Source organism: Kitasatospora sp. NPDC007106 (assembly GCF_040634455.1).
Lineage (GTDB): Bacteria > Actinomycetota > Actinomycetes > Streptomycetales > Streptomycetaceae > Kitasatospora > Kitasatospora arboriphila.
In genome coordinates this window covers 24758-39836 of sequence record NZ_JBEYFP010000005.1, presented here as the reverse complement: position 1 = coordinate 39836, position 15079 = coordinate 24758, and the positions used below count along the sequence as shown (strand labels likewise).

Sequence of the window (15079 nt, the reverse complement as noted above, 5' to 3'; positions counted from 1 at the left end):
TCCACGACCGGCTTCGTCCGAGCGGACTGGTCCGGCGGCGCCTCCGGGTGGTTACCCTCTCCGACCCCCGCGGTCGGGCGTGTCGCCCTACCGCTTGCAAAAAACCAAAGAGGTCTCCCTCTTCGGTTCCGCTCTCGGTCGGTGAGGTCTTGCACCCACCAGGCGCCGGGTCGAGGCCCCGCCCACGCTTCCCGGAAGATTCCCGTACGTCCGCCCCGCAGCTGCCGCGGTGTCGCTTACACACCACTGCGCCCACACGCCCACCGCAGAAGCAGTGAACGCGGACGCATGAACGGCCATCACGGGAACGACGAGTACGTGGGACTCGCTTCCGGTCCTCCCGGCGGGAGGCGCGCAGCATCGGCACTCAACCGAGCAACTTGGACATACTGCCACACCAGACGGCCCCGGCGCCAATCGGGCGGGGCCGGCGCCGAGCGGCACCGGCCCCGCCCCGGTCAGCCGAGGCGCTGCGGCGCGAGCTCGGCCCGGTGGCCCTCGAAGGTCACCATGACGACGTCGAGCGCCTTGTGGTGGCCGGTCCGCGCGGCCTGCCGGACCTGCGCGAGGAGCTCCGGGTCCGAGAGGTAGATCCGCAGCGGGACGGCCGACTGGTCGGCGAAGTCGACGATCTCCTGCCCCGTCCGCCCCTTCAGCGCGAACGTCCACGCCCGCCAGGAGAGTCCCTGGTCGCGGCTCAGCACGCCCAGCCAGAGGTTGTCCTCGATCCGCGCGGGATCGGTCGGGACGCGGTCGCCGAGCAGCAGCATCGACACCTTGCCGTCGTCCTTGGGCCGGGCCCGGTCGATGGCGGTCACCTGGTCGGCGATGCGCGGGTGGGCGGACTGGGCCCGGAGGTACACCCGCCCCGCACTGCTGCTCCAGCCGGAGTCCTTCGCGAGGTCGGGCTGCGAGTTCATCAGCAGGGCGGCGAGCAGGCAGGCGGTCGCCACCAGCGCGGTGACCGCCGGGGCGAGCCTGCCGAGCACGCCCGTCCCGGCGGGGCGGGCCCGGCGGGACGCGGCCAGCAGGGCCGGCCCGACGGCGGCGCCGGCCGTGACCACGGTCGCCAGGAACAGACCGTGCATCATCTTCTCGAAGAAGTACGAGGTCTGGCCGGCGACCGCCATCTGGTACTCGCGGATGCCGAAGGCGAGCAGACCGGTGGCGGCGAGGCAGCCCGCGGCCACCCGGGCCGAGGGATTGCGGCGGGCGCCGCGTCCGAGCAGCAGGACCGCCGCCACGGCGAGCACCGGGTAGAGCAGGTGGCGGCTGACGGGGTACACCGCGCCGGGCACGGTCAGCACGCTGGCCGATCCGGCCGACGCCCAGTTGGCGGCGATCGGCAGGAGCGCCAGCACGCCGGCGGCCGCGGCGGCCAGCAGGGTGCGGCCGATCTGCCGGAGCCAGCGCCGGCGGTGCGCCCAGGCCCACACCAGGGCGACCAGGCCGGTGGCCGGCAGCAGCAGGTAGTAGCTGCAGGCGATCGCCACGAAGACCGCGCCCATGCACACCAGCTGCTCGCCGGTGCGGCTCAGCGGGCGGACGGCGAGGGCCAGGAACACCGCGAAGAGCGCCAGGCCGAAGATCTCGCTGAGGAAGCCGGTCAGCACCAGCCGGGGCAGTTCCACCACGGCGACCCAGACGCCGCCCGCCAGGCAGACCGGCAGGAGGAAACGGGCGGCGACGGCCGGGCCCGCCGCCCAGCGCACCGCCCACGCGGTGAAGGCCACCAGGGCCCCCGCGACGGCCGTGCTCAGCAGGATGAACAGGGAGAGCGCGTGCAGCGGCGCGGCCGGCGCGTCGGTGCCGCGCACGAACGAGGTCAGCACGGCCAGCGTCATGTGGCTGCCGGGCGGGTAGGTGTACACGCCCTCCTGGATGGTCCTGGCGGCGTCGTCCGCCCGCAGGGCCAGGTAGCCGGAGAAGCGGATCATGCTGTCGTACAGCGCGAAGTGGCGGCCCAGGTCCTCGGAGGTGATGACCAGCGCGAGGCGGTCGACCGCGTCGCGGTGCAGGAGGGGGCGCAGGAAGAAGGCGAAGCCGAAGGCCGAGGTCAGCAGGACGGGCACGTCCCGGGCCGGCAGCAGGTTCCGCCGGGTCCGCCGCCGCGCGGAGTCGTCCGGCGCTCCCCTGAGGACGCGCACGCCGGTCAGGGCGAGCGCCGTGGTCTCGGCCAGGGCCAGCGGGTCCAGGCCCCAGGGCCAGAAGGAGGCGATCAGGCCGAGCACGCATATCCAGCCGACCAGGACGGCCGCCGATATGAACAGCCGGTCCAGCAGCGACGTGCGCGAGCGGATCAGCGAGGCCGCCGCGGTCCACAGCAGAAGGGGCGTCAGCAGGTCGGCGGAGACCAGGTGCAGCAGCACCGGCGCCAGCAGGAGCACCGCCGCGAAGACCGGGGCCCCTGTCCACCGGGAGGCCGTGCCCCTGCCGCGGCCCCCGCTGTCCGGCCGGGCCGGGTCGGAGGCGGAAGCGCCGTTGAGAGTCTTGATCGGCATGGTTTCGGAGGGCAACCCGAGCCCCTTCGATGGTTAGGTTAGGGGCGTCCAGCCGCCTAAGATCAGGTCGCGACGCGAGCAACCTATCAGAGCGTGTCCAGGAGGGGCCCGACGCCTCCGGGGCACCCGGTGCGCCCGTCCCCGCCGATGCACGGATACTCTTCCGTAGGAGCGGAGCGGTTGCCGGTCGCTGCCCGGCTTCCTGCGGCTCGAATTCGGCTGTCCGCTCCGACCGGACCGGAGCGTGCACGTACGAGGGGGACCCAACCCGATGTTCAGGGTGCTGAAGGCGATGGCGACGCGGTCGCCGAGCGACCGGCGCAGACTGTGGACGATCGCCTTCCTCACCTTCGCGATCCTCGGCGGCACCTGGTCCGTCGCCACCCCGCTGATGGCCTCGCCCGACGAGCCCGCGCACGTGGTGCGGGCGGCGGCGGTGGTCCGCGGCCAGGTGAACGGCGTCGAGGTGATGGAGCCCCAGATGGTGGGGTACATCCACAGCACCTGGGCGAACTCCGGCGTCGAACTCCCCAGCTGGTACCAGCAGCTCAAGACGGCCGACACCTGCTACCGCTTCAAGGGCAAGATCCCCGCGAAGTGCGCGAAGAAGGTCCACGAGGACTCGGACACCGTGCTGGTGACGACGAGTGCCGGCCGCTACAACCCGGTCTACTACTTCGCGGTCGGCTGGCCCAGCCTGCTGGTGTCCGGCCCGCACAGCGTCTACCTGATGCGCCTGGTCTCCGCCGTGCTGTCCGCGCTGCTGCTGGCGAGCGCGATGGTCACGGCCGGCGAGTGGCGCCGGTCCTGGCTGCCGAAGATCGGTGTGCTCGCCGCCGCCACGCCCATGACGCTGTTCCTCGGCGGCATGGTCAATCCCAACGGCGTCGAGATCGCGGCGGGCCTGCTGTTCTGGACGGCGGTGCTGTCGCTGCTGATAGATCCGCAACCGGACCTGCTGAAGCGGCGGTTGGCCCGCACGGGGGTGGCCGGCGTCGTCCTGCTGGAGATCAGGCCGCTCGGGCTGGCCTGGATCGTCGGCACCGTGTTCTTCGGTCTGCTGGCCTCCCAGCAGGGCGCGGTGCGCGAGATCGTCAGGCACCGCAGCACCCGGCTCTGGGCGGTCGTCCTGGCCGTCGCGCTCGCCGCGGCGCAGGCGTGGAACAGCACCCATCCCGACCACTCGACCATCCAGACCTCCGCGGACCTGAGCTTCTTCAAGGCGGCCGAGCACACCTTCCTGGAGAGCGACAAGTACCTGCGCCAGATGATCGGCTGGTTCGGCTGGCTGGACGCGGAGAGCCCGTTCCTGACCGTGTCGGTCTGGTCCGGCACGATCCTGCTGCTGATCATGCTGTCGCTGGCGTGCGGACGGCGCCGCGACGTGATCGCGCTGCTCGGGCTGATGGCGGCGATCCTCGGCATCCCGATCGTCGCCCAGGGGCTGCAGGCCTCCACCCTCGGCCTCATCTGGCAGGGCCGCTACCTGCTGCCGTTCGCGGTGGGCCTGCCGCTGCTCGCCGCCACCATCCTCTCCAAGCGCTCCCCGCAGGGCGGGTTGATGCGCGCCCGGCTGACCCTCGTCATCGGCTCCGCGCTGGCCGCCGCACAGCTGGCGGCGTTCTTCTGGGCGCTGCGCCGCTTCACGGTCGGCGTCGAGGGGCACGTCATCCCGATGCCGGCGGCGTGGAGCCCGCCGGGGACGTGGGTGCTGTGGACGGTGGTGTACGCGCTGGGATCGATCGGCGTGGTCTGGCTGGTGGCGGGTCAGAGCGACTACCGCCCGCCGACGGCCGGGGACGCCGACGGCACGGGGAGCGCCTCCGCGGCGCTGCCGGTGACCGCCTCGCCGGACGCCGGCGTCAGCCGGTCCCTCACCGTCCCCTCCGCGGTCCCCGCCGGGGCGGCCGAGGTCTGACCGCCGCACGGCCCGGGAACGGCACCGGGCCCGCAGGACGCCCCTCGAAGGCGTTCCTGCGGGCCCGGTGCCGTTCTACGACCGGTGTTCCCGTGGCCGGGGTCAGCGCACGGCGTGCCGCAGCATGGCGTTCACGCCGGGCCGGCCGGCGTGCTTGGCCGCCCCCGGGAGCAGGGTGAGGGCGTGCAGCCGTGAGGAGAGGTGGAGGCGGGACACCCGGGCCGCCTGGGCCCAGCCGTGCGCCCCGAGCCGGTCCGCGGTCTCCACGAAGAAGCGCTTGGCCTCGCCGAAGCGGGCACCGGTGTACGCCTTCGCCGAGGACTCGCTCTCGGCGTGCCGCCGGTAGCTGAAGCACTCCTCGGACGCCACGGCCAGCGAGGCGCCGTCCACCAGCAGGTCGATCACCAGGGCGAGGTCCTGGATCACGCCGAGGTCGGCGCGGAAGCCGAACTTCCTGATGGACTCGGTGCGCCAGCAGATCGACGGGAAGTAGAGCCAGTTGCCGCGCAGCAGGCTGACCGCGAGCTCCTCGCCGGCGAGCAGTTCGCGGCCGGCGTCCTTGGGCGCGTACAGCTTCCGCTTGGTGCGGTCCACCAGGGTGTCGAACGGCTCGCCGTCGCTGCCGATGACCCGGACGCCCGGCTGGACCATGGTGGCGGCCGGGAACCGCTCCACGGCCTCCCGGACGACCCGGAGGTAGTTCGGGTGCATCAGGTCGTCGCAGCCCATGAGGGTCAGGTACTCGTACTCGGCGAGCTCCACGCAGCGGTTGAAGTTGCCGGTGACGCCGAGGTTCTCGTCGTTGCGGAAGTACCGGACCCGGTCGTCGCCCAGGGACTCGAACCATCCGGGTACGTCGGGCTCGCGCCCGTCGTCGACGACGGTCAGCCGCCAGTCGTCGCCGTCCTGGGCGAGGACGCTGCGCACGGCGTCCTGCATCAGGGCCACGTCGCCGTAGTACGGCAGCAGGATCTCGAAACGCGACATCGGGCCTAGACCTTCAGGGCGGACGGGAGTTCGGACCCGGCCGGGTGGACGGGGGCGACCGGACGGGTGCGGAGGTGCTCCGGCATGCGCCGCATCATGGCGAGCAGCAGGACCAGGCCGGCCCGGGCGAGGTAGATCATCGCCTTGACCGGGGAGGCGCTCGGCCGGCCGGTCGTCCGGGGCCGCATCGCGACCGGGACCTGGCGGACGACGTAGCCGCAGCGGACGGCGCCGACCATGCTCTCCACCGTGTCGCCCAGGTACTCGACCGGGTACCACTGGGCGAAGAACTCGATGAGGTCGCGGTTGCAGGCGCGGAAGCCGGAGGTGGTGTCGGTGAGGCGGGTCCGGGCGATCCGCGACAGCACCCGGGAGAGCAGGCCCATGGCCCACTTGCGCGGGCCGCGGACCTTGTAGTCGCCCTCGCCGTCGAAGCGGGCGCCTATCACCAGGTCGGCCTCGGAGAGCTTCGCGAGCAGGGTGGGTATGTACGCGGGGTCGTGCTGGCCGTCGGCGTCCACCTGGATCGCGACGTCGTAGCCGTTCTGCTGCGCGTAGCGGTAGCCGAGCCGCATCGCGCCGCCGACGCCGAGGTTGTAGGGCAGGCTGACGACCGCGGAGCCGGCCGCGGCGGCCACCTGGGCGGTGGCGTCCGAGGAGCCGTCGTTCACCACCAGCGTGTCCACCCAGGGGAGTTGGGTCTGCAACTCCTTGAGCACGCCGGGAAGGCCCTCGGCCTCGTTCCAGGCCGGAAGGATGACGAGGACTCGGCGCCCGTCGATCATGAGTGCACCTCGGTTTCGGCACTGTCCTCGGGGAGGTCGCGGGCGGTCTGCAGCGAGTACCCGTCCCGTTCCATCAGGTGGGCCCGCATCAGCGCGACCTCCTCGGAAAGGCTGCGGGTCTCGGCCTCCAGACGGCTGGCCTCCCAGCTGAGGTGCAGGCAAACGAGCAGGATGAGGATGAAGCCCGCGAACAGGACCAGGCTCACACCGGAAGCGACCCCGAGCCGGCGGGCCGTGGCGTCGAGGACCCGGGGGACGAACCCCAGCGGAGCCACGACCAGGCCGATGGCTATCCATATCGCGGCGTACTTCTCACGCAGCTGTTGCCTGCGCAGCAGCTCGACGATGCAGGCGAGCACCAGCACGCCGGTGATCGAGGTGAGAACTGTGAGTTGCACGGAAGAATTCGCCTTTCGGCATCGGCGGGAGGCTCATCGTAGTCGCACGTGCGGCAGGGTCCGTGGACGGGGTCGAACCGTTGCGCGGGCCGTTCAGACCCGGTCGAGCACGGCGGTCGGCGGGTTGGGCGACGAGGTGCGGCGGGCGGGCCGGAGCGCGGCGAGCATGCCGAGGCACGTCACCGCGGAGCCCGCGAAGTAGGCGAGTTCCGTCCGGGTGGCGATGGGCCCCGGCAGCAGGGTCACCCCCACCAGGCAGGCCGTTCCCAGGACCCAGCCGAGCAGCTGGAAGCGGTGCCGGTCGAGCACCATGAGGGCCTGGCCGAGGAGCATCGCCAGCATGTAGAAGAGGGTGCCGAGGGAGAGCCAGAGGAAGTCCCAGCCGCCCAGCACCGGCGGTGCGGCGAACAGCACGCGGATGAGCCACGGCCCGAGGGCGACCGCGACGGCTCCACCGGCTCCGCCGAGCAGGCAGATGACCGCCCCGCTGCGCCGGAGCAGCTGGTTGAAGGCCGGGCGGTCGCCCGCCGCGGCGGCGCTCGACAGCCCGCTGAGCAGCGAGGCCTGCAGCGAGCCGAAGACGAAGAGCGGCACCCGGGCCAGCACCAGGGCGTTCAGCAGGGCGGCGATCAGCGCGACCGCCGTCGGCTCCAGCAGCTGGGTGCTGAGGACGACCGCGTTCACCACGAGCTGGGCGAGCAGGGTCGAGCAGATCAGCAGCCACAGCCCGCGGGAGAGGTCCCGCCAGGCGATGGCCGGGCCGGGCCGCAGCACCCGGACGAGCGGCGGCAGGGTCACCAGCACGGACACCAGCGGCGCGACCGCGAGGATCAGGCTGAAGGCCAGGGCCGTGTGCGCACCCGCCGCGGCGCAGCCGAAGGCGAGGCCCATCCGCAGGCCGCCGTCCACGCCGAGCTGGGTGCCGTACGCGGTGAACCGGCCGAGGCCGGCGAGGATGCCGCGGGTGAGGTAGCCGGCGGCGAGGCCGACGAAGGCCGCGCCGAGGGCGGCCACCATCGCCAGGTCGCCGTGGAAGAAGGAGTCGGCGATCGGCCGGGACGCGGCCGCGAGGACGGCGAGGGTCGCCGCCAGGATCCCGCCGGTGAGCAGGGCCGCCTTGCGCAGCACCGGGAGCGCGCCGTGGCCGAGGACGGCCCGGGCGGCGACGATCCGGGTCAGCTCCTGTTCGATCGGGAAGAAGACGCCGATCCCGATCGACATGACGATGGTCCACAGCACCGAGACGTTCGCCATCGCGTCGACCGACAGGCTGTGGCCGGCCACGCCCAGGTGGACGTAGGAGGCGGCGCCGAGGACCACCGTGCCGGCGGCCACGACCGGGGTGCCGGCCGGAAGGGCGGCCAGGACCCTGGCGAGCGGGTTCCTCATCGGGTGCCGCCGTCCTCGGCGGCGGGGACGGACGTGCGGGCGGCGGCGGCGAGCGCGGCGAACGCCGGGGTGGCCATGGCCTCCTCCAGCTGGGCCCGCCAGTCGGCCTGCGGCGCGAGGCCGGCCGCGGCGAAGCGGTCGTGCCCGAGCACGCTGAAGGCGGGCCGGACGGCGGGGCGGACGAAGGCCGCCGAGGTGGTGGTGCGGATCCGCTCCGGGTCCAGTCCGGCCAGGCGGTAGGCCTCCCGGGCGAGCCCGTGCCAGGTCGTCCGGCCGGCGGCGGTGCCGTGGTAGACACCGGCCGGTGCGTCGGCGGACCGGCCGAGGGCGGCCAGCTGCCGGGCGAGGGCGCGGGACCAGGTGGGCTGGCCGTGCTGGTCGTCGACGACGTCGAGGGCGGGCCGCTGGGCGGCCAGCTTGAGCATGGTGGCGACGAAGTTCGGGCCGTGCTCGCCGTAGAGCCACGCGGTGCGCACCACGTAGCCGTTCTCCGGCAGCAGCTCCAGCACGGCGCGCTCGCCGGCCAGCTTGCTGCGGCCGTAGGCGTTGACCGGCGCGGTGGCGGCGGTCTCCGGGTAGGGCTCGGTGGCGTCGCCGGGCAGCACGTAGTCGGTGGAGACCTGCAGCAGCCGCGCGCCCTCGGCGGCACAGGCGGCGGCGAGGTTGCGGGCACCGTCGCCGTTGACCGCGGTGGCGGCGGCCTCGGCGCTCTCCGCGCCGTCGACGTCCGTCCAGGCGGCGCAGTTGACGACCACCCGGTGGCCGCGGACGGCGGCCCGGACGGCGGCCGGGTCGGTGATGTCGAGGTCGGCCCGGCCCAGCGCCGTCACCTCGTCGCCCTCGTTCTCGAGGACGGTGACGAGGTCGCGGCCGAGCATGCCGGCCGCGCCCGTCACCAGCCAGCGGGTACTCACTTCGCCAGGGCCGCCTTCGTCTTGAGCGGCTCCCACCAGGCGCGGTTCTCGCGGTACCAGGCGATGGTGGCCGCGAGGCCGTCCTCGAAGCGCACCTGCGGGGTGTAGCCGAGCTCCTCGCGGATCTTGGAGATGTCGAGGGAGTAGCGCAGGTCGTGGCCCTTGCGGTCCTGGACGTGCTCGACCATGTCCCAGCCGGCGCCGGCGGCTTCCAGCAGGAGGCCGGTGAGCTCCTTGTTGGTGACCTCGGTGCCGCCGCCGATGTTGTAGACCTCGCCGGCCCGGCCGCCGCGCATCACCAGGTCGATGCCCCGGCAGTGGTCGGAGACGTGCAGCCAGTCCCGGATGTTGCCGCCGTCGCCGTACAGCGGCACCTTCCTGCCGTCGATCAGGTTGGTGGTGAACAGCGGGATGACCTTCTCCGGGAACTGGTAGTACCCGTAGTTGTTGGAGCAGCGGGTGACCACCACGTCCATGCCGTGGGTGCGGTGGTAGGCCAGCGCCAGCAGGTCGGAGGACGCCTTGGAGGCGGAGTACGGGGAGTTGGGCGCGAGCGGCCACTCCTCCGTCCAGGAGCCCTCGGTGATGGAGCCGTAGACCTCGTCGGTGGAGACGTGGACGAAGCGGCCGACCCCGTGCTTGCGGGCGGCGTCGAGCAGCACCTGGGTGCCGACGACGTTGGTGAGGACGAAGGGGCCGGCACCGGCGATCGAGCGGTCCACGTGGGACTCCGCGGCGAAGTGCACGACGACGTCGTGGCCGGGCATCACCTGGTCGACGACGGCCTCGTCGCAGATGTCGCCCTTCACGAAGGTGTAGCCCGGGTGCTCCGCCACGGGGGCGAGGTTCGCCTCGACGCCCGAGTAGGTGAGCTTGTCGAGCACGGTGATCCTGAGCGACCCGTCCGCGCCGAGCAGCTGTCGGACAAACTCTGAACCGATGAAGCCGGCACCGCCGGTGACGAGAATGCGCATAGTGCCCGCAGTCTACTTGCCGTCCGGACGCATGGACGGCCCGGGCGAGGGGTATGGGGCGGTCCTCGCATAGGCTGCACGCCATGCGTGGAATTCTCTTGGCCGGCGGCACCGGGTCCCGGCTGTGGCCCCTGACGCGAGCGGTCTCGAAGCAGCTGCTCCCGGTCTTCGACAAGCCGATGATCTACTACCCGCTCTCCACCCTGGTGATGGCGGGCATCAGCGAGATCCTGATCATCACGACCCCGGAGGACCGGCCGCAGTTCGAGCGCCTGCTCGGCGACGGCTCCCAGCTGGGCCTCAGCCTCGAATACGCGGTGCAGGAGCGTCCCGAGGGCATCGCCCAGGCGTTCGTCCTCGGCGCGGACTTCATCGGCGACGAGCACGTGGCGCTGATCCTCGGCGACAACATCTTTCACGGCAGCGGCCTCGGCACGCGGCTCGCCGAGCACACCGACGCGGTCGGCGGCCGGGTCTTCGCGTACCCGGTGGCCGACCCGACCGCCTACGGCGTGGTCGAGTTCGACGAGCGGGGCCAGGTCATCTCCATCGAGGAGAAGCCGGAGAAGCCGAAGTCCCGGTACGCGGTGCCGGGCCTCTACTTCTACGACAACCGCGTGGTGGAGATCGCCCGCGACCTGGAGCCGAGCGCCCGCGGCGAGCTCGAGATCACCGCCGTCAACGAGGCGTACCTGCGCGACGGCCGGCTGCACGTGACGATCCTCGACCGCGGCACCGCCTGGCTGGACACCGGGACGTTCGTGTCGATGGTGCAGGCCTCGGAGTTCGTCCGCGTGATCGAGGAACGCCAGGGCTTCAAGATCGGCTGCATCGAGGAGGCGTGCTGGCGCGCCGGGCTGATCGACTCCGAGCAGCTGCGCGAGCTGGCCCTGCCGCTGCTGAAGAGCGGTTACGGCACCTACCTGTTGAACCTGCTGGACGAGGAGGAGTCCCGGTGAAGATCCGCGAGCTCGGCATCGAGGGAGCGTTCGAGATCACCCCGCAGCTGCACGGGGACCCGCGCGGCCTGTTCACCGAGTGGTACCGCTTCGACCGGCTGGCCGAGGCGGTCGGGCACCCGCTGCGCCTGGCCCAGGGCAACCTCTCCGTCTCGGCGCGCGGCGTGGTGCGCGGCATCCACTTCGCCGACGTGCCGCCCGGTCAGGCGAAGTACGTGACCTGCGTGCGCGGTGCGGTGCTCGACGTGGTGGTGGACCTGCGGGTCGGCTCGCCGACCTTCGGCCGCTGGGAGGGCGTCCGGCTGGACGACACCGAGCGCCGGGCGCTGTACATAGCCGAGGGCCTCGGCCACGGCTTCTGCGCGCTCACCGACGACGCCACGCTGTCGTACCTCTGCTCGGAGACCTACAACCCCACCGGGGAGCACGCGGTGCACCCGCTCGACGCGGAGCTGGGCATCGAGTGGCCGGCCGAGCTGCCGCAGCTGTCGGCCCGCGACGAGGCCGCGCCCTCGCTCGCCGAGGCGATCGCCACCGGCCTGCTGCCGGACTACGAGACCTGCCGCACGTACTCCGCGGGCCTGTGACCCGGTAACCGGAAACGCGGAAGGGCCCGCCCTCCCCGTCCTCGCGGACGGAGGGGGCGGGCCCTTCCGTTTGCCTCGCGGCGAGCCTGTCTACGACAGACCAGGGTCAGATCGTCACTTGACGATCTTGGTGACCTGGCCGGCGCCGACGGTGCGGCCACCCTCACGGATGGCGAACTTGAGGCCCTCCTCCATGGCGACGGGCTGGATCAGCGCGACGGTCATGGCGGTGTTGTCGCCCGGCATGACCATCTCGGTGCCCTCGGGGAGGGTCACGACGCCGGTCACGTCCGTGGTACGGAAGTAGAACTGCGGGCGGTAGTTGTTGAAGAAGGGGGTGTGACGGCCACCCTCGTCCTTCGACAGGATGTAGGCCTGGGCCTCGAAGTCGGTGTGCGGGGTGACCGAACCCGGCTTGATGATGACCTGGCCGCGCTCGACGTCCTCGCGCTTGATGCCACGGAGGAGCAGACCGACGTTCTCACCGGCCTGGCCCTCGTCGAGCAGCTTGCGGAACATCTCGATACCGGTGACCGTGGTGGTGGTCTTGGTGGTCTTGATGCCGATGATGTCGACGGTCTCGTTGACCTTGAGGACACCGCGCTCGATGCGGCCGGTGACGACGGTGCCACGACCGGTGATCGTGAAGACGTCCTCGATCGGCATCAGGAACGGCAGCTCGGTGGCACGGGCCGGGGTCGGGATCGACTCGTCGACGGCGTGCATGAGGCCGAGGAGCTTCTCGCCCCACTCCTTGTCGCCCTCGAGCGCCTTGAGCGCCGAGACGCGCACGACCGGCAGGTCGTCGCCCGGGAACTCGTACTCGGAGAGGAGCTCACGGACCTCGAGCTCGACGAGCTCCAGGATCTCCTCGTCGTCCACCATGTCGGCCTTGTTCAGGGCGACGACGATGTAGGGGACGCCGACCTGGCGGGCCAGGAGGACGTGCTCCTTGGTCTGCGGCATCGGGCCGTCGGTGGCGGCGACGACGAGGATCGCACCGTCCATCTGGGCCGCACCGGTGATCATGTTCTTGATGTAGTCAGCGTGACCCGGGCAGTCAACGTGGGCGTAGTGACGCGCCTCGGTCTGGTACTCGACGTGCGCGATCGAGATGGTGATACCGCGCTGCCGCTCCTCCGGCGCCTTGTCGATCTGGTCGAACGGCGTGAAGGGGTTGATGTCCGGGTACGCGTCGTGCAGCACCTTGGTGATCGCCGCGGTCAGCGTGGTCTTACCGTGGTCGATGTGACCGATGGTGCCGATGTTGACGTGGGGCTTCGTCCGCTCGAACTTCGCCTTCGCCACTGCAGTCCTCCTGAGGACAGTTCTGTACGCCGTACGACGTCAGTTGGTCTTTGATCGGGATTGGGAACGGGGCGCTGGTAGCGCTCCATGCCGTCCCGCGGGGTGGGGTGCCGGGAGGGCCCGGGGGAATCCGTGGGGATTCGCCCCGGGTTACCTCCTTCTAGCCTAAGGGGTCGGATTCGTCCCGAATAACGGGCCGAACCTTGACCGGCGGAGCCGGCCTTACTCGCCCTTGGCCTTGGCGATGATGTCGTCCGCCACGTTCCGCGGAACCTCGGCGTACGAGTCGAACTGCATCGAGTAGCTTGCGCGACCAGAGGTCTTGCTGCGCAGGTCACCGACGTAGCCGAACATCTCGGAGAGCGGCACGAGCGCCTTGACGACGCGCGCACCGTGACGCTCCTCCATGGCCCGGATCTGGCCACGGCGGGAGTTGATGTCGCCGATCACGTCGCCCATGTAGTCCTCGGGCGTGGTGACCTCGACGGCCATCATCGGCTCCAGGAGGGCCGGACCGGCCTTCTTGGCGCCTTCCTTGAAGGCCATCGAACCGGCGATCTTGAACGCGAGCTCGGACGAGTCGACGTCGTGCGACGCACCGTCGAGCAGGGTCACGCGGACGCCCTGGAGCGGGTAGCCGGCGAGGACACCGAACTCCATGGCCTCCTGGCAACCGGCGTCGACCGAGGGGATGTACTCCTTCGGCACGCGGCCACCGGTGACCTTGTTGACGAACTCGTAGCCCTCGCCCGACTCCAGCGGCTCGATCGCGATCTGGATCTTCGCGAACTGACCCGAACCACCGGTCTGCTTCTTGTGCGTGTAGTCGATGCGCTCGACGGCCTTGCGGATCGTCTCGCGGTACGCGACCTGCGGCTTGCCGACGTTGGCCTCGACCTTGAACTCACGGCGCATACGGTCGACGAGCACCTCGAGGTGCAGCTCGCCCATACCCGCGATGATGGTCTGGCCGGTCTCCTCGTCCGTGTTGACCTGGAAGGACGGGTCCTCCTCGGCGAGACGCTGGATGGCGACACCCAGCTTCTCCTGGTCACCCTTGGACTTGGGCTCGATCGCGACGCGGATGACCGGGGCCGGGAAGTCCATGGACTCCAGGATGACCGGCTGCTTCTCGTCGGACAGCGTCTCACCGGTGGTGGTCTGCTTCAGGCCCATGACGGCGATGATGTCGCCGGCGCCCACCGAGTCGATCTCCTCACGCTTGTTCGCGTGCATGCGGTAGATCTTGCCGATGCGCTCCTTCTTGCCCTTGACGGAGTTCAGCACCGAGGTGCCGGACTCCAGGCGGCCGGAGTACACGCGGACGAAGGTGAGCTTGCCCAGGTGCGGGTCAGACATGATCTTGAACGCCAGGGCGGCCAGCGGCTCGTCGTCCGAGGCCTGGCGGACGATCTTCTCTTCGGGGTTGTTCGGCTTGGTGCCCTCGATGCCCTCGATGTCGAGGGGCGACGGCAGGTACTTCACAACCGCGTCGAGCAGGGGCTGAACGCCCTTGTTCTTGAACGCCGAGCCGCAGAAGATCGGGGTGAAGTCCGAGTTCAGCGTGCCCTTGCGGATCGCGGCGATCAGCAGCTCCTCGGGGATGTCCTCGCCCTCCAGGGCGAGCTCCATCACCTCGTCGCTGACGTTCGACACGGTGTCGAGCAGGGCCTCGCGGTACTCCTCGGCCTTGTCGGCGAGGTCGGCCGGGATGTCGACGACGTCGTACATCTCACCCTTGGTGGCCTCGGGCGACCAGACCAGGGCCTTCATCTTCACCAGGTCGACGACGCCGACGAAGTCGGACTCCGCGCCGATCGGGAGCTGCATGACCAGCGGGGTGGCGCCGAGGCGGTCCACGATGGTCTGCACGCAGAAGTAGAAGTCGGCGCCCGTGCGGTCCAGCTTGTTGATGAAGCAGATGCGCGGGACGCCGTAGCGGTCAGCCTGCCGCCACACGGTCTCGGACTGGGGCTCGACGCCGGCGACGCCGTCGAACACCGTCACGCCACCGTCGAGCACGCGCAGCGAGCGCTCCACCTCGACGGTGAAGTCGACGTGGCCCGGGGTGTCGATGATGTTGATGGTGTTGTCGACGCCGTCGAGCGTCCAGTGACAGGTCGTCGCGGCCGACGTGATGGTGATGCCGCGCTCCTGCTCCTGCTCCATCCAGTCCATGGTGGCAGCGCCGTCGTGGACTTCACCGATCTTGTACGAGACACCGGTGTAGAACAGGATCCGCTCGGTGGTGGTGGTCTTGCCCGCGTCGATGTGCGCCATGATCCCGATGTTGCGGACCTTGGCGAGGTCAAGGGAGGTTGCAGCCATGGTGGCTCGTTCTCTCTCTGTCTAGTGACGG

Annotated in this window: 12 protein-coding genes; 3 read left to right on the top strand and 9 right to left on the bottom strand. The window is 70.9% G+C overall.

The features are described from left to right. Positions 1 to 458: 458 nt before the first annotated feature. Positions 459 to 2501, bottom strand: a complete 2043-nt coding sequence (locus tag ABZ641_RS01275; protein ID WP_359978251.1) for a hypothetical protein — start codon at positions 2499 to 2501, stop codon at positions 459 to 461. Between the two features lie 271 nt (positions 2502 to 2772). Here ABZ641_RS01275 and ABZ641_RS01270 point away from each other — a divergent pair, with 271 nt between their 5' ends. Then, complete coding sequence (locus tag ABZ641_RS01270) at positions 2773 to 4419, top strand: DUF2142 domain-containing protein (protein ID WP_359978248.1); 1647 nt, start codon at positions 2773 to 2775, stop codon at positions 4417 to 4419. A 102-nt stretch (positions 4420 to 4521) separates the two neighbouring features. Here the strand turns inward: ABZ641_RS01270 and ABZ641_RS01265 are convergent, their stop codons facing one another. The 6 genes from ABZ641_RS01265 to rfbB all read right to left on the bottom strand — a co-directional run bounded on the left by ABZ641_RS01265 (position 4522) and on the right by rfbB (position 9866). Then, entirely contained in the window at positions 4522 to 5406 is an 885-nt protein-coding gene (locus ABZ641_RS01265; protein ID WP_359978245.1) for a glycosyltransferase family 2 protein, read from the bottom strand. A gap of 5 nt (positions 5407 to 5411) precedes the next feature. Further along, positions 5412 to 6191: a glycosyltransferase family 2 protein gene (locus ABZ641_RS01260; RefSeq protein WP_359978243.1), complete on the bottom strand. Its 780-nt coding sequence runs from the start codon at positions 6189 to 6191 to the stop codon at positions 5412 to 5414. Continuing rightward, the gene (locus tag ABZ641_RS01255; protein WP_359978241.1) at positions 6188 to 6589 is read right to left on the bottom strand and encodes a DUF2304 domain-containing protein; all 402 of its coding nucleotides are present in this window, start codon (positions 6587 to 6589) and stop codon (positions 6188 to 6190) included. The genes ABZ641_RS01260 and ABZ641_RS01255 overlap by 4 nt, the downstream gene beginning before the upstream one ends. Before the next feature lie 93 nt (positions 6590 to 6682). Beyond that, positions 6683 to 7978 carry a hypothetical protein gene (locus ABZ641_RS01250; RefSeq protein WP_359978239.1) on the bottom strand — a complete coding sequence of 432 codons (1296 nt, stop codon included), beginning with the start codon at positions 7976 to 7978 and terminating at the stop codon, positions 6683 to 6685. Further along, positions 7975 to 8892, bottom strand: a complete 918-nt coding sequence (rfbD, locus tag ABZ641_RS01245; RefSeq protein ID WP_359978236.1) for a dTDP-4-dehydrorhamnose reductase — start codon at positions 8890 to 8892, stop codon at positions 7975 to 7977. Before rfbD ends, ABZ641_RS01250 begins: the two co-directional genes overlap by 4 nt. After that, positions 8889 to 9866: a dTDP-glucose 4,6-dehydratase gene (rfbB, locus tag ABZ641_RS01240; RefSeq protein ID WP_359978233.1), complete on the bottom strand. Its 978-nt coding sequence runs from the start codon at positions 9864 to 9866 to the stop codon at positions 8889 to 8891. The genes rfbD and rfbB overlap by 4 nt, the downstream gene beginning before the upstream one ends. An 83-nt stretch (positions 9867 to 9949) precedes the next feature. Between rfbB and rfbA the strand changes: the two genes are divergently transcribed. Further along, positions 9950 to 10825 carry a glucose-1-phosphate thymidylyltransferase RfbA gene (rfbA, locus tag ABZ641_RS01235; protein ID WP_359978230.1) on the top strand — a complete coding sequence of 292 codons (876 nt, stop codon included), beginning with the start codon at positions 9950 to 9952 and terminating at the stop codon, positions 10823 to 10825. Between the two features lie 2 nt (positions 10826 to 10827). Further along, positions 10828 to 11412, top strand: coding sequence for a dTDP-4-dehydrorhamnose 3,5-epimerase (gene rfbC / locus ABZ641_RS01230; protein WP_359978260.1), 585 nt, complete (start codon positions 10828 to 10830; stop codon positions 11410 to 11412). A 114-nt stretch (positions 11413 to 11526) separates the two neighbouring features. On the opposite strand, the gene tuf is transcribed toward rfbC, so the two are convergent. Then, positions 11527 to 12720 (bottom strand): elongation factor Tu, encoded by a 1194-nt coding sequence (tuf, locus tag ABZ641_RS01225; RefSeq protein WP_030263551.1) that lies wholly within the window; start codon positions 12718 to 12720, stop codon positions 11527 to 11529. Between the two features lie 222 nt (positions 12721 to 12942). Then, the gene (gene fusA / locus ABZ641_RS01220; RefSeq protein ID WP_344621462.1) at positions 12943 to 15048 is read right to left on the bottom strand and encodes an elongation factor G; all 2106 of its coding nucleotides are present in this window, start codon (positions 15046 to 15048) and stop codon (positions 12943 to 12945) included. Between the last annotated feature and the right edge of the window lie 31 nt (positions 15049 to 15079).

Excerpts from the sequence above, each read along its gene's own strand:
- rfbA (WP_359978230.1), top strand. The coding sequence starts at position 9,950 with ATGCGTGGAATTCTCTTGGCCGGCGGCACCGGGTCCCGGCTGTGGCCC.
- fusA (WP_344621462.1), bottom strand. The coding sequence starts at position 15,048 with ATGGCTGCAACCTCCCTTGACCTCGCCAAGGTCCGCAACATCGGGATC.
- ABZ641_RS01250 (WP_359978239.1), bottom strand. The coding sequence starts at position 7,978 with ATGAGGAACCCGCTCGCCAGGGTCCTGGCCGCCCTTCCGGCCGGCACC.
- ABZ641_RS01260 (WP_359978243.1), bottom strand. The coding sequence starts at position 6,191 with ATGATCGACGGGCGCCGAGTCCTCGTCATCCTTCCGGCCTGGAACGAG.
- ABZ641_RS01270 (WP_359978248.1), top strand. The coding sequence starts at position 2,773 with ATGTTCAGGGTGCTGAAGGCGATGGCGACGCGGTCGCCGAGCGACCGG.
- rfbB (WP_359978233.1), bottom strand. The coding sequence starts at position 9,866 with ATGCGCATTCTCGTCACCGGCGGTGCCGGCTTCATCGGTTCAGAGTTT.
- ABZ641_RS01265 (WP_359978245.1), bottom strand. The coding sequence starts at position 5,406 with ATGTCGCGTTTCGAGATCCTGCTGCCGTACTACGGCGACGTGGCCCTG.
- ABZ641_RS01275 (WP_359978251.1), bottom strand. The coding sequence starts at position 2,501 with ATGCCGATCAAGACTCTCAACGGCGCTTCCGCCTCCGACCCGGCCCGG.